This is a genomic window from Aeromonas sp. QDB30 (assembly GCF_027707645.1).
Classification (GTDB): domain Bacteria; phylum Pseudomonadota; class Gammaproteobacteria; order Enterobacterales; family Aeromonadaceae; genus Aeromonas; species Aeromonas caviae.
Window position 1 is genome coordinate 17,832 of record NZ_JAPCIY010000050.1, and the last position, 14,634, is coordinate 32,465.

The window sequence follows — 14,634 nt, forward strand, 5'->3', positions numbered from 1 at the left end:
TTTCATTGAATTCTAAATTAGATAAGCCTAATTTATTGGTCATTTCCTGTTGAGTGGAGTCTTGCAGATGAAACGGATCCTGATTGTGGGTGGTGTGGCCGGGGGAGCGTCCGCCGCCGCCCGTGCCCGCCGTTTGAGCGAAGAGGCGGAGATCGTGATGTTCGAGCGGGGCGAGTTCGTGAGCTTCGCCAACTGCGGTCTGCCTTATCACATCGGGGGGGATATCCCGGATCGGGATGCCCTGCTGCTGCAGACACCGCAAAGCTTCAAGCGCCGGTTCAACGTGGATGTGCGGGTGTTTCACGACGTCATCGAGATAGACAGGGCCGGCAAGAGCTTGCTGGTGCGCAACCTGCTCACCGGCGAAGAGCGGCGCGAAGCCTACGACGTGCTGCTGCTGAGCCCGGGCGCTGCCCCCATCCGGCCTCCCTTCCCCGGCATCGACAGCCCGGGGGTACACACCCTGCGGAGCATTCCCGACATGGATCGCATCCTGGCGGCGCTGGCGCACGACAAGCCCCGCCACGTCACCGTGGTGGGGGGCGGTTTCATCGGGCTGGAGATGATGGAGGCGCTGCACCAGCGCAAGCTGGATGTCACCCTGCTGGAGCTTTCCGATCAGGTGATGGCGCCGGTGGATAAAGAGATGGCCAACCTGCTCCACGCCCGCATCCGGGAGGAGGGGGTCGATCTTCGCCTGCGCACCGGCCTCGCTGCCATCGAGAGCCTGGAGGTGCCTGCCGAGAAGACTGCCGCCGTGGCGACCGCCCAGCGGGGTGGACTGCGCCTGACCCTGAGCGACGGCTCTCATCTCGACACCGGCCTGTTGATCCTCGCCATCGGCGTCAAGCCCGAGACCCTGCTCGCCGCCAAGGCGGGGTTGGTGCTGGGACCGCGGGGCGGCATCAAGGTGGATGCGGGCATGCGCACCTCGGATCCCTGCATCTTCGCGGTGGGGGACGCGGTGGAGGAGACCGACTTCGTCACCGGCGAATCCGTGCTCATTCCCCTGGCGGGCCCGGCCAACCGGCAGGGGCGCATCGCCGCCGACAACATGCTGGGGCGAAGCGAAACCTACAAGAAGACGCAAGGGACCGCCATCTGCAAGCTGTTCGATCTGGCGGTGGCGAGCACGGGGCTGAACGAGAAGCGACTGGTGCAGCTGGGATTGCCGTTCGAGAAGGTCTATGTCCACCCGGGCAGCCACGCCGGCTACTACCCCGGTGCCCACCCGGTCAGCCTCAAGCTGCTGTTTGCCCCCGATGGCAAGATTTACGGCGCCCAGGCCATCGGCAAGGATGGCATCGACAAGCGCATCGACGTGCTGGCGGTGGCCCAGCGCGCCGGCCTCACCGTGTTCGATCTGCAGGATCTGGAGCTCACCTATGCGCCGCCCTTTGGCTCTGCCAAGGATGTGATCAACATGGCCGGGTTCGTGGCGAGCAACCATCTGAAGGGGGACACCCTGCTCTGCCACGCAGCCGAGGTGCAGGCTCGCCACCCCCATCAGCAGGTGGTGGATGTGCGCAACACCCCCGAGCTCGACAAGCTGGGGCGCATCCCGGGGGCGCTGCACATCCCCCTGGACGAGCTGCGTGGCCGTCTTGATGAGTTGCCCAAGGATAAAGAGCTGCTCATCAGCTGCCAGGTGGGACTGCGCGGCCACGTGGCCTGCCGCCTGCTGAGCCAGCATGGTTTTCGGGTCAAGAACCTCTCAGGCGGTTTCAAGACCTGGCAGACGGTGATCGCCGAGTAGATCCTCCAGGCTGACATGGCCCGATTGATCACTCTGTATGCAAACGGGCCACTCCAGTGAGTGGCCCGTTTCTTCATCAGGGGCCGATGCCGCCCGACATGGCAGTTGGTGTTCCCGGGAGCGACGCTTTATTCTATTGGCTCCTGCGCTGCGGCGATCCAACCCGGGATGAACACCATGCACCTCTCTCTCTCCTGCCCCGTGACTCGTCTTCCCCGTGTGGCCTGGCTGGCGGCGCTGCTGCTGGCTGGTTGCGGCCCCGACAAGCCTGTCAGCCAGGAGCCGACGACTGACCCGATGGCCCGGCAGGAGGCGGGGGCGCCCGCCTCCGTGGTGCAGGCCAATGCCCGCCAGTATCGGGATGCCCCGGCGCTGGCGCTGGTCTTCTCCGGCCCATTGGCGCCCAAGGCAAACTGGCAGAGCTGGCTTTCTGTGAGTGAAGGGGGCAAGCAGGTGCAGGGGGAGTGGATCCTCGCCGACGATGGCCGCACCCTCTATTTCCCGAACGTGCAACCCGACAAACGCTACGAGGTGAGCCTCAAGGCTGGGCTGGGCCCATCCCCCCAGCGCTGGACCCTCAAGACCCGGCCGCTGGAGGCGGGGGCGTCGTTTACCGCGAGCGGTATGGTATTGCCGCTGCGCGACGAGCTGCGCCTGCCCATCAGCGCGGTCAATGTGGATGAGGTCAATATCGACTTCTTCCGGGTCGATGCGGAGTATCTGCCCCGTTTCCTGGCCGAGTATCGCCCCGGTGCCGGCATGGGCAACTGGGAGCTTGAGCAGATCACCAAGCGGGCCAAGCGGGTGTTCAGCGGCCGCTATGCGCTGGAGCTCGATGCCAACCGGCGCGAGACCCGCCTCATCAATGTGAAGGAGCCGCAGCTGGCGGAGGCTGGCGTCTACTTTGCGGTAATGTCCCCCCTTGGCAACTACGACTGGCGCAAGGAGACCACCTACTTTGCGGTGAGCGACATGGGTCTCAGTGCCCGCCGTTACCGCGATGAGCTGGAGGTGTTCGTCAGCTCCCTGGCCAGCGCCGACCCCCTCAAGGATGTGCAGCTCTCCCTGCTCGACCAGAAGGGCAACCGGCTGCAGGTGCAAACCACCGACCCCCAAGGTCATCGCCGCTTCGATCAGGTGCAGGGGGCTCGCCTGCTGCTGGCCGAGCAGGGCAAGCATCTGGCGGTGCTGCGCCTCGATGGCGCGGCCCTCGATCTCTCCACCTTCGATCTTGGCACCCAGCCCTGGCAGGCTCAGCAGTTGTATCTGTTCAGCGGGCGCGACCTTTATCGCCCCGGCGAGCGGCTCGACAGCGAGATCCTGCTAAAAGGGCAGGATGGCCAGCTGTTGCCGGGCATGGCGGTGGAGCTGGAGGTGAAACAGCCGGACGGCCAGCTGCTCGAACAAAAGCGCCTGCTGCCGGACAACCTTGGCGCGGCCCACTACGGCCTGCGCCTGCCGGATGATTCACCGCTCGGGCGCTGGACCATCAACCTCAAGACCGCCGCCGGTAGCCGCTTCGAGTGGCCTTTCCTGGTGGAGGAGTTTCTGCCGGAGCGGCTGAAACTGCAGCTTGGCAAGGGGCCGGATGGGGAAGTGACGAGCCTGGACGCCGCCCTCACTCTGCCACTGCAAGGGGACTATCTCTACGGCGCACCAGCCAGCGCCACCAAGGCCAAGGCGGAGGTGAAGTTAAGCCGCGCCACCATGCCTTTTACTCAGTGGCAGGAGTTCACCCTGGGTGACGTGCTGCTCGCCGAGCAGGCCAGGGATCTCGAGCCGCTGAATCTCACCCTGGATGCGCAGGGGCAGGGGACTTTTTCGCTTGCTGATGAGCTCGATGGGGTGCGCGCCCTCGGGCCGCTGGAGGTGGCTTATCGGGTGTCGCTCTCCGAGCCCGGCGGTCGCGCCGTCAATCGCAGCCGCACCCAGTATGGCTGGCCCGCGGGCAGCCAGTGGCCCGCGCTCAAGGCCGATTTCGTAGCGGAGCGGGTAGAGGGGGGCAAGCCGCTCCCCTTCCAGATCCTCAACCTCGATGAACAAGGCCAGCCGGTGGCGGGGGCGGTGAAGGTGCGCCTCATCAACGAGTACCGCGACTACTACTGGCACTACGCCGATGGGGAGGGGTGGAAGTACGAGTTCAACAGCCAGCCCTATCTGGAGCAGGAGCAGACCCTGCAGCTGGATGGCAAGGGGCCGACCCCGCTCACGCTGCAACTGGCTGCGGGCTGGTATCGGTTGGAGGTGGAGAACAGTCAGGGCCATCAATCCAGCCTGCGGGTGGAGATAGGCAGTTACGCCTGGGGTGGCGGTGGCGAGCAGGCGCGGCCTGACAAGATTGCCATCACCCTCGACAAGCGCGCCTATCTGGCCGGGGACAAGGCCAAAGTGACGCTGGTGGCCCCTCGACCCGGCAAGGGCTTGCTGCTGGTGGAAGATGGCGACGGCCTGCGCTGGTGGCAGCGTATCGAGCTCATGGGGGCCGGCGGCGATGCCAAGGATGCCCGCGGCGAGTTCGAGATCCCGGTCAGCCCCGAGTGGCAGCGTCATGATCTGCATATCTCGGCCCAGATCGCCGCGCCAGACAGTGACTCAAAGCCGGTGAGCCAAAAGAGTGTGCAGAGCCTGCGCTCGGTCGGTCTGGTGCCGCTCACCCTGGATCGGGAAGCGCGCCGTCTGCAGCTCACCCTGAGCGCGCCTGATAAAGCGGTGCCGCTCACCCGGCTGGAAGTGACCGCCACCTCTACCCCCAACAGTCAGGGCCGCGTGGTGCTGGCTGCGGTGGATCGGGGCGTGCTCAATATCAGCGATTACCAGCCCCTCGACCCGTTCGAGATCTTCTTTGGTCGCAAGCGCTTCGCCCAGGATTTGTTCGACAACTATGGCCAGGTGATCCCGCCGCAGGATGGCAAGCTGGCCCGCCTCAACTACGGGGGTGACCGGGCGCCGCTGAAAAAGGGGGGCGCGCTGGAGAGCCGGGTCGAGATAGCCGCGCTCTGGAGCGGCGAGGTGAGTTTTGATGAGAGCGGCAAGGCGGTGATCCCGCTCGATCTGCCCAACTTCAACGGCGAGCTGGCGCTGATGGCGCTGGCGTGGAACGAACAGCAGGTCGGTGAGGCCGAGCGCGCCGTCAAGGTGGTGGCGCCGCTGGTGGCCGAAATCGGCTGGCCGCGCTTTGGCGCCAGAGGGGATGAGACCCGGGCGCTGGTACAGCTGCGCAACATGAGTAGCGAGGATCAGACCCTCTCCCTTGCCTGGACCCTCAATGGCGGACTCAAGGCAAATGGCGAGTTGCCCCGCACCCTGGCCCTTAAAAACGGCGAGGAGCAGTGGCTGACCCTGCCGCTCACCGTGACCGGGGCGAGCGGTGTGGCAAGCCTGCAGTTGGCGGCCAGCGGCAAGGATTTTGCCATCAGCCACGACTGGACTTTGCCGCTGCGCTCCCCCTGGCCGGCCGAGACTCGCCAGCGCTACCAGATGCTGGCTCCCGGCCAAGAGATGAGCTTTGCGCCAGCTGAGCTGGCCGGGCTGGATCGCGCCAACCTGCAGGGGCTGCTCAGCCTCTCCGGCACTCCCCCCTGGGATCCGGCAGCCCAGTGGCAGGCGCTGGCTGATTACCCCTACGCCTGTCTGGAGCAGACCTTGTCCCGTGCCTGGCCTTACTTGCTGACCACGGCGGATGAGCGCATTGCATGGAGCAAACCCGCAGAGGGCAAGAAAGCGGCGAGCGAGGCGGATGTGCAACGCGCCCTGCTGCAACGGCTGCAGCGGTTGCAACTGCCAAGCGGCGGTTTTGGTCTGTGGGATGGTCGCTCCGACGAGGAGCAGTGGCTCACCGCCTATGCCGCCGACTATCTGCTGGCGCGCAAGGAGGCGGGCGATGCCGTGCCGGAGGCAATGCTCAATCAGGCTTTGAACCGGATGCAAAGCTATCTCACCGACAGTCAGTATGGTGAGCGCTGGAGCAGTGCCCCCGAGCACAGCCGGCTGGCCTATCAGGCCTACAGTGCCTATGTGCTGGCCCGGGTGGGCAAGGCGCCGCTCGCTACCCTGCGCCTTATCTGGGAGCAGCAGGCCGATCATGCCCGCTCCGGCTTGCCGCTCTTGCACCTCTCGCTGGCGCTCTCGGCCATGGGGGATGAGCAGAACGCCGCCAAGGCCCTCAGTCGGGCATTGGCGACCGAGCGCGGGGACGACTATCTGGGGGATTACGGCTCGCCGCTGCGCGATGAAGCCCTTGAGCTCTCCCTGCTGCGCCAGCACAAGCTGGCTGCGGAGCGCTGGCCGGCCCTCAGTGCCAAGGTGGCCGATACCCTGGCTCACCGTCAGTGGCTCAGCACCCAGGAGCGGCTAGCCCTGCTGCGACTCGCCCGCTTCGATCCGGCCGTCGACTGGCAGGCCAGGGTGACTTCCTCTCTTGGCAGTGGATCCCTGAGCGGTTCGGTTCCGCTGCAGCAGGGTGCCCCCGAGGCACTGGCGGCGAGCACCGTCACCAACGAGGGCAAGGGATCCCTCTATGTACAGCGCACCCTGGTCGGCTACCCCGAACAGGCTCCTACCAGATTGAGTCAGGGGATAAGCGTGACCCGCAGCTGGTTCAACAGCGACGGTCAGCGTTTTGACCCGACCAAGGTGAAGGTCGGCGATCTGGTGGTGGTGCGGCTCAATGTCAGCAGTGAATCGGCGGTGCCCGATGCCCTGCTGGTGGAGATGGTGCCCGCTGGCTTTGAGCTGGAGAACCCGGCCCTTGGCAACAGCATCAAGCTCGAAGAGCTCTCCATCGAGGGGAAACCGGCGTGGCAGAGCGAGTGGAACGACTACCTCAAGCATCAGGAGTTTCGCGATGACCGCTACACGGCGGCGCTGGATCTGAGCGCCGGGAGTAACCAGCAACTGGTCTACCTGATGCGGGCGGTGACGCCGGGTCGCTATCTGGTGCCGCCGACCCAGGTGGAGGATATGTACCGCCCCGAGCTGCGGGCTGTGGGTGAGGATATCCACGAGGTGATCATCTCTGAGTAACAAACCCTCCCTTGAGCGGGTTCGCCCGCTCACTTTCTGGCAGCGTGGCTGGCTGAGCCTGGGTCGCACTGGCCGCGCTGGCTGGCGCCGGCTTGGTCGTTTGCCACGCTGGCTGCGTGTCTCGGTGCTGGGGGTTGTGGCACTGCTTTTGTCATTGCTGGCGCTGGATCGACTCTTCCCGCTGCCACCGCTCGACCCGGCCTACGCACGGGTGGTGCTCGACATGAAGGGGCGACCGCTGCGCGCCTTTGCCGATACCAGCGGCGTGTGGCGCTATCCCGTGACCCTGGAGCAGGTCTCCCCTCGCTATATCGAGGCGCTGCTGGGCTACGAGGATCGCCATTTCTGGCGTCATCCCGGAGTCAATCCGGTGGCCATGGTGCGTGGGGTCTGGCAGTGGCTGCGCTATGGGCGCGCCGTGTCGGGGGGCTCGACCCTCACCATGCAGGTGGCACGCCTTATCGAGCCCTACCACAGAAGCGTGCCCGGCAAGCTGCGCCAGATGGCGCGCGCGTTGCAGCTGGAGTGGCACTACGACAAGCGCACCCTGCTCACCGTCTATCTGAACCGGGCGCCGTTTGGCGGCAATCTGGAGGGGGTGCAGGCGGCAAGTTTTGCCTATCTCGGCAAGAGCGCCGCCAAGCTGACCCATGCCGAGGCGGCGCTGTTGGCGGTGCTGCCCCAGGCCCCCAGCCGCAACCGGCCGGACCGGCATCCCGAACGGGCTCGCGCGGCTCGCGACAAGGTGATGCAGCGGCTGGTGGCGCAGGGGGTCTGGCCCGAACAGGTTTGGCTGGAGGGACGCATCGAGCCTGTGCTGGCCCGCGGTCACTTCACGCCGATGGAGGCGCCGCTCTTTGCCCGTCTCGCCGCCGACCATCAGGCCGGGGCCCTGGTGCATACCACCATCGACGGGGATCTGCAGCGCTGGCTGGAGGGGCGGGTGGCGAGCTATATCCGCCGCTTCCCCGAGCAGACCTCAGCGGCGTTGCTCCTGGTCGACAACAAAACCATGGCGGTGCGCGCCTATGTGGGCAGCGCCGAGTATGGCAATCTGCGTCGCCACGGTTATCTCGACATGGTGCAGGCGATCCGCTCTCCCGGCTCCACCCTCAAGCCCTTCATCTACGGTCTGGCGATGGACGAAGGGTTGGTGCATTCGGCCTCCCTGCTCTCCGATGCGCCAAGGCTGGGCTCGGACTATCGCCCCGCCAACTTTTCCGGTGCCTTTCAGGGGCCGGTGACGCTGGCCCAAGCACTGCAGCAATCCCTCAACGTGCCGGCGGTGCAGGTGCTGGAGGCGCTCGGGCCGGACAAGCTGGTCAGCCGGCTCGACAACGCCGGGGTGCGGCTGGCGCTTTCCGACAAACCCAATCCGGCCATTGCGCTCGGGGCGGCGGGCATTCGGCTTGAGCAGTTGGTGGCGCTCTACAGCGCACTGACCCGGCAGGGGCAGGTGGCGATGCCGGTCTGGCTGGCGGGGCAGCAGGCGGTGTCGCGCCCCTTGCTGAGCCCGGGGGCCGCCTGGATCATCTGGCAAATTTTGAGTGCCCAGGGACGGGCAGATCAACCTTTTGCCAGTGAGGCGACCGGCCGGGTCAACCGACTGGCCTGGAAGACCGGCACCAGCTATGGCTATCGCGACAGCTGGGCCATGGGGGTCTCCGGTCGCTGGACCATCGGCGTCTGGCTGGGGCGCCCCGATGGCACCCCCATGCCCGGCTTTTATGGACAGAGCGCGGCAGTGCCGCTGCTGCTCTCTGTCTATTCGCGGCTCTCGGACAACAGCCCCTTGCCGGCACAACCCAACACGGTGAGCGAGGCCGAAGTTTGCTGGCCGCTGGGGCGCAAGACGAGCGCGACCCTGCCAGAGGCCTGTTTGCAGCATCAGAGCGCCTGGCTGCTGGAAGGGCGCGACCCTCCCACCTTGCCGGATCCCATGGATTGGCCCTCGCCGCTGCGCCAGGTTGCGCTCACTGTCGACGGCAAGCCGACGCTGACCCGCTGCCACGATGCGGCACAATCCGCTTTTAGAGCGCTCTGGCCGCTGTCGCTGGAGCCATGGCGCTCACCGGGCGAGCGGCGTCAGGCGCTGCTTGCCAGGGGCTGCGCGGGGGAGGGGCAGAGCGCCGAGCAGCAGGCCCCCATCCGCATCCTGGCGCTGGGGGAGGGCAACCTTATCCGCAGTCAGCGCTATCGGTTGCAGCCCAGGGTGCTCGGCGGTGTCGGCAAGCCGGCCTGGTTTCTCAACGGCCAGCGGCTGCGCTGGGACGGGGATCAAGTAGTGAGCAAGGCGGGCCGCTATCAGCTGGTGGTAGTGGATGAGGCGGGAAACAGCGATCGCATCGAGTTTCGGCTGGAAAACCCCTCCTGAGGGCGTGGTGAGCGCCAAAATATTGACGGCATCGGGGATGGTCTCGATGCCGTCAGTTGATTGTCGATTCCCCGGCAGAGGCGGGGAGTCAGGGCTTGACCTGCCCCAGCCGGGTGAAGAAATGCCGGCTCTTGCGCTGGTGGAAGTGGCTCTTCTTGATGGGATGAAATACCAGGTCGCTCTGTGGGTGACTCCCCTTGAGGTGGTGGATCATCGCCATGGCCGGTAAGCCAGTACTGACGAGCGTGGTGAGCGGCAGGGTGACGGTCTCGGGTCCCAGCAAGGGTGTGAACCCCTGCTGGGCCTGCTCGAAGCGGGTCAACACGGCGGGTTCGGCGTAGCCGCTGCCCAGCATGGCGAGCAGGGCATCGAGGGCCTGATGGAACTCGGCGAGCTGCTGACGAAAGCCGCTTCGCCCCCGCAGGGCAATGAGCTCTGCAAACGGGATGTCGGCCAGGTGAGTGGGCACTTGCAGCGGGATCTCGAGGTGGAAGCAATCCTGACCGCCGCGATTGTGGTAGCGGGATTCGAGCAGGTGAAGCAGGCGGTCGAGATAGTCGTGATCGGTAATAAGCGCCCCGTCATTGGCGAGTGCCCACTCACGGGCGAGGCGCATGGAGAGCAGGTTGGCAAAGCGGCGCGCCATTCTGATCCCCCCTTCATCCTGCGTCGCAAAGCCGTGGGTCAGACAAAACCCGTGCAGCCGCTCCAGTCCCGCCTGAGCCGGGCAGAAACAGTCGTGGTTGGCGGCTGAACGCCAGCGGGCGATGAGCTCTCTGTTGCCAAACACTTTGTGGCGGACAAAATCGGGGGCGACCAGGCCGGCAATCTGGCTCTCGACCTGGGGCGTGATATGGGCGAAGAAGGCGGGTTGTGGCGGCTCGGCCAGCAGGTCGGTTTGCTGGCGCAGGGTCTCCAGCAGGGCGGTGAGACCGCTCTTCTCACTGACGGTGAAGACGAAGGCGAGCCGCTCCAGATAGAGCAGGGCAAACTTGAGCCAGAGCTCGTCGCGTACCTCCATGCCGGGGTAGTAGATATGGGTTTTCATGGATGCTGTGTTGCCAGGATGCAGGGGTGGGAATATACGCATGATTGCCCGGATGCGGCAAACTTTGCGTGGGGGAATGTGAGCGGCTGCTCATGCAGTAGGCGCTGCTCACAAAGTTCTGATATAATTCGCGCCCTTAAATCAAGGCCACCCGAGTCATTACCATGAAGTTCATTATCAAGCTGTTCCCTGAAATCACCATCAAGAGCAAGTCGGTTCGCCAGCGCTTCATCAAGATCCTGCAGGGCAATATCCGCAATGTCCTGCGCCGCTTTGACGACGATGCCCGGGTGCGGATGGATTGGGACAAGCTGATCGTGAGCTCCCGCAATGACCAGTTCCGCGAGCAAGCCATCGAAGCCCTGGCCTGCATCCCCGGCATTCAGGCCTTCCTCGAGGTGCAGGCCAGCAAGTTTACCGACCTGCACGACATCTTCGAGCAGGTGAAAGCCGTCTGGGGTGATCAGCTCGAGGGCAAGACCTTCTGCGTGCGTGCCAAGCGCCACGGCAAGCACGAGTTCTCCTCCCTCGAAGTGGAGCGCTACGTGGGCGGTGGTTTGAACCAGCACTGCGTGAGCAACGGCGTGCGCCTCAAGAACCCGGATGTGAAGATCAACCTCGAGATCGATGGCGAGGAGCTTTTCATCGTCAGCGCCATCCACCAGGGGCTGAGCGGCATGCCCATCGCCACCCAGGAAGATGTGCTGAGCTTGCTCTCCGGCGGGTTTGACTCGGGTGTCGCCTCCTTCCAGTTCATCAAGCGCGGCTGCCGGGTGCACTACTGCTTCTTCAATCTGGGTGGGGCGGCTCACGAGATCGGCGTCAAGCAGGTGGCCTATCACCTGTGGAACCGTTTCGGCTCCTCCCACCGGGTGCGCTTCACCGCGGTGGACTTCGAGCCCGTGGTGGCCGAGATCCTCGAGAAGATCGACAACGGCCAGATGGGGGTGGTGCTCAAGCGGATGATGATGCGTGCCGCTGCCAAGGTGGCCGACGAGTTCCAGATCCCGGCCCTGGTGACCGGCGAGTGCGTTGGCCAGGTTTCCAGCCAGACCCTCACCAACCTGAACGTCATCGACCGGGTGACCGACAAGGTGATCCTGCGCCCGCTCATCACCTGGGACAAGCCGGACATCATCAGCGAAGCCCGCCGCATCGGTACCCTGGAGTTCGCGGAGACCATGCCGGAGTATTGCGGCGTGATTTCCAAGAAGCCGACCGTGAAGGCCGAGCTCTCCCGCATCGAGGCGGAAGAGGAGAACTTCGACTTTGCCATTCTGGACAAGGTGGTGGCCGAGGCCCGTTACCTCGACATTCGTCGCATCGGTGAAGAGACCGCCGCCGAGGTGCAGGAGGTGGAGACCACCGCCGAGAGCGGTGACGACGAGGTGATCCTGGACATTCGCTCCATGGAGGAGCATGACGACAAGCCGCTGGTGGTGGAAGGGCGCGACATCATGCATATCCCCTTCTTCAAGCTGGCCACCGCCTTTGGTGACCTGCCGAAAGAGAAGACCTACCTGCTCTATTGCGATCGTGGCGTGATGAGCAAACTGCAGGCGCTTTACTTGAAAGAGAAGGGCTTTGCCAACGTCAAGGTCTACCGTCCGTGATGTGACGGCAAGACGCGTATAAAAAATCCGGCCAAGGCGCCGGATTTTTTATTTCACTCGGATGAAGGTAGACGCTCAGGGGCAGGGGACCGGGGTGAAGGTTTCCTGACCCTGACAGCGCCAGCCCATCTCGGCCTGACGCATCTGCCACAGGTTGTTGCTGCGATACAGGGTCAGGATGTAGAGCATGTCGCTACGCTGGCCATCAAGGGCCACCGAGAGCACCAGATCGTTGTCCAGCTGTTGAGCATGGATACGGGTGGGTACATCTTCATGGCCCACGAAGCGGCGAGCCACTTCGCGATAGTCGTTGACCCAGCCTTGCTGACTGCTGCTCGCCTGACGGATCTGCTGGTTGAACTGCTGCACCGGGGTGGATGCCAGACGCCCGAACAGGGCCTGTGCCCCCGCATGAGCCGCTGCCACCATCATCAGAACAAGTGTGGTAATGAGCCCAAGTTTTTGCATGAGGTTTTCCGGCTTGAAACGACCCCTGTATGACAACAGAAAAGCCGGCTTGGTTCAATCTTGTCCCTGCCGGGATGGGATCTCGCCCACTCTGAGGCTTCTCAGTTGCGCTGCAGCGAGAAGGTGGGCAGGGAGAGGTGCCAGTAGATGGCCGCCACCCGCAGACCAAACACCCCGAGCATGCTGATGAGCATGGCGCTGACCCTCTCTACCCCGACCTCCAGCGACAGGGTATAGAGGATGCCGCCCAGAATGCAGGCGGTGGCGTAGATCTCCTTTTGCAGCACCATGGGCACCTCCCGGGCCAGCACGTCACGGATCATGCCGCCCGCAACCCCCGTCATGGTGCCCATGATCACCGCAATGAGCCCGGGTGTGCCGAAATTGAGGGCCTTCTGGGCACCGATCACGGTAAAGAGCGCCAACCCGAAGGCGTCCGCCACCGGCAGCACATACCAGGGCATGCGACGGGGCAGTTTGACCATCCACATGCCGATGAGCGCCGTGGCAATGACCACCCAGATATAGAGGGGGTCGCGCACCCAGAAGACGGGGGTTGCCCCCAGGATCATGTCGCGGATGGTGCCACCCCCGATGGCGGTGACTGCCGCCAGCACCATGACACCGAAACCATCCATCCTGAGACGGCCGGCCACCAGTACGCCCGAAAACGCGAATACCGCAGTACCAAACATGTCGCTGATGTAAACAATCTGCTCAACCAGTGTCTGCATGGAGAACAACTCACGTCCAATAGATGATGGGGCGGCGATTTTAGGGGCAAGGTGTGGGGATGAGCAATGCTGGCGTGCAAAAGTGGGAGCCAGCGCCGGTTTCTGAAGGCTGGGTGAATATCACGCTCCCGCCTTGTCTGATGCGGGCTGTGGGCACTATGGCTCGGGGGGCGGGCTGTCAGGTGACAAAAAATCCCGATTTTTTTCTCAAGGGAAGGGAATAGAGGCCGATATATAGGTTAGGCGGCGATTACTGCCATAAAGGCAGAAAAAAGAAATTAAAGTCTTGTGAAAAGGCGCCGTTAACTAAACATATCAGGCACAAAACACAATAAAGCCTGAGTGAATTAAAGTTAAATTTTAATAGCTTAGGAGAAAAATAATGAGTCTGTATATCAATACCAACGTTTCATCGCTCAACGCTCAGCGTAACATGATGAACAGCACCAAATCCCTGGATACCTCCTACACCCGTCTGGCCTCTGGCCTGCGCATCAACAGCGCCAAGGACGATGCGGCAGGTCTGCAGATCTCCAACCGTCTGACCTCCCAGATCAACGGTCTGGACCAGGGCAACCGCAACGCCAACGACGGCATCTCGGTCGCTCAGACTGCGGAAGGTGCCATGGATGAAATCACTTCTATGTTGCAACGTATGCGGACACTGGCTCAGCAGTCAGCCAATGGCTCTAATAACAAAGATGACAGAGATGCTCTGCAGGCTGAATACAAACAGCTTTCTACCGAGATTAACCGAGTTGCCAACGATACCACCTTTGGTGGTCAGAAACTGCTGGCTGGGAGCTACTCAGGGAGCTTTCAAGTTGGGGCTGATGCCGGTCAGACTATCTCTTTCAAAATGACCACAGCCTTTACCATGTCAGGTATTGCCAGTGCGACGAAGGGCAAGGCCGACGTCGCAGAGATTACATCTACAAATTCAACGGGAGCAGATGCATGGGTTGTGACTGTTTCAACAGGAAGTACATCGAAAGTGACATGGGCTGATATTGATGACATATCAGGCTCGACAGGTTCCAGCGCACAGATGGCAATGGCTAATTTGGATTTCATGATCCAGGCAGTCGACAGCAAGCGAGCAGAATTAGGGGCAGTGCAAAACCGGTTCGATTCCACTATCCGCAACCAGTCGAATGTTTCGGAAAACGTCAGTGCCGCGCGCTCCCGTATCCGTGATGCGGACTTCGCGACCGAGACCGCCAACATGACGAAACAGAACATTTTGCAACAGGCTGCCTCCAGTATTTTGTCCCAGGCCAACCAGCGCCCGCAGTCTGCGCTTTCCCTACTGCAAGGTTAAGTTTGCAACGTCTGAGAAAAAGAAAAGGGCGGTTGTTCAGTCCGCCCTGGTAAACAAGATGGAACAATGGGGTGTTCGGAATTACGCCTTGTTCTATCGAAAGAGAAGTTCTCTTCTTGGTATACCCCTCGAGTGTTGCACAGATCGTTCACTCTGTCATCCTCGAGGTTGTTCTCCTGAGCGTAAGCTCTTCTTTGGCCGACTTTGTCGGCCTTTTTTATGGTTCTTCGCGGGATCCTGGGAAAGTGGAAGTTGACAGACAGGGTGCTGGTAAACTGGTTGTCGCCAAACACACCAC

General features: G+C 63.0%; 9 protein-coding genes. 6 read left to right on the top strand and 3 right to left on the bottom strand.

From position 1 onward, the window contains the following. Positions 1-67: 67 nt before the first annotated feature. The 3 genes from PG896_RS14605 to pbpC all read left to right on the top strand — a co-directional run bounded on the left by PG896_RS14605 (position 68) and on the right by pbpC (position 9,152). Positions 68-1,756 carry an FAD-dependent oxidoreductase gene (locus tag PG896_RS14605; protein WP_139700964.1) on the top strand — a complete coding sequence of 563 codons (1,689 nt, stop codon included), beginning with the start codon at positions 68-70 and terminating at the stop codon, positions 1,754-1,756. Between the two features lie 177 nt (positions 1,757-1,933). Beyond that, entirely contained in the window at positions 1,934-6,778 is a 4,845-nt protein-coding gene (locus PG896_RS14610; protein ID WP_270835850.1) for an alpha-2-macroglobulin family protein, read from the top strand. A 52-nt stretch (positions 6,779-6,830) separates the two neighbouring features. Then, positions 6,831-9,152 carry a penicillin-binding protein 1C gene (pbpC, locus tag PG896_RS14615; protein ID WP_270835853.1) on the top strand — a complete coding sequence of 774 codons (2,322 nt, stop codon included), beginning with the start codon at positions 6,831-6,833 and terminating at the stop codon, positions 9,150-9,152. An 88-nt stretch (positions 9,153-9,240) separates the two neighbouring features. On the opposite strand, the gene PG896_RS14620 is transcribed toward pbpC, so the two are convergent. Then, positions 9,241-10,200, bottom strand: coding sequence for a hypothetical protein (locus tag PG896_RS14620; RefSeq protein WP_043156350.1), 960 nt, complete (start codon positions 10,198-10,200; stop codon positions 9,241-9,243). A 164-nt stretch (positions 10,201-10,364) separates the two neighbouring features. Between PG896_RS14620 and thiI the strand changes: the two genes are divergently transcribed. Further along, positions 10,365-11,813 (top strand): tRNA uracil 4-sulfurtransferase ThiI, encoded by a 1,449-nt coding sequence (thiI, locus tag PG896_RS14625; protein WP_043156346.1) that lies wholly within the window; start codon positions 10,365-10,367, stop codon positions 11,811-11,813. Between the two features lie 75 nt (positions 11,814-11,888). Here thiI and PG896_RS14630 read toward each other — a convergent pair whose 3' ends face one another. Together PG896_RS14630 and PG896_RS14635 are read right to left on the bottom strand one after the other, a co-directional pair. Then, entirely contained in the window at positions 11,889-12,281 is a 393-nt protein-coding gene (locus tag PG896_RS14630; RefSeq protein WP_201872540.1) for a hypothetical protein, read from the bottom strand. 101 nt (positions 12,282-12,382) lie between these two features. Continuing rightward, complete coding sequence (locus PG896_RS14635; RefSeq protein WP_043156357.1) at positions 12,383-13,015, bottom strand: trimeric intracellular cation channel family protein; 633 nt, start codon at positions 13,013-13,015, stop codon at positions 12,383-12,385. Between the two features lie 382 nt (positions 13,016-13,397). On the opposite strand from PG896_RS14635, the gene flaA reads away from it, so the two are divergent. Together flaA and PG896_RS14645 are read left to right on the top strand one after the other, a co-directional pair. Further along, positions 13,398-14,336 (top strand): flagellin A, encoded by a 939-nt coding sequence (gene flaA, locus PG896_RS14640; RefSeq protein WP_043156342.1) that lies wholly within the window; start codon positions 13,398-13,400, stop codon positions 14,334-14,336. A gap of 71 nt (positions 14,337-14,407) precedes the next feature. Beyond that, positions 14,408-14,634 (top strand): hypothetical protein (locus PG896_RS14645; protein ID WP_270835851.1); only part of this gene is annotated, 227 nt, incomplete at its 3' end.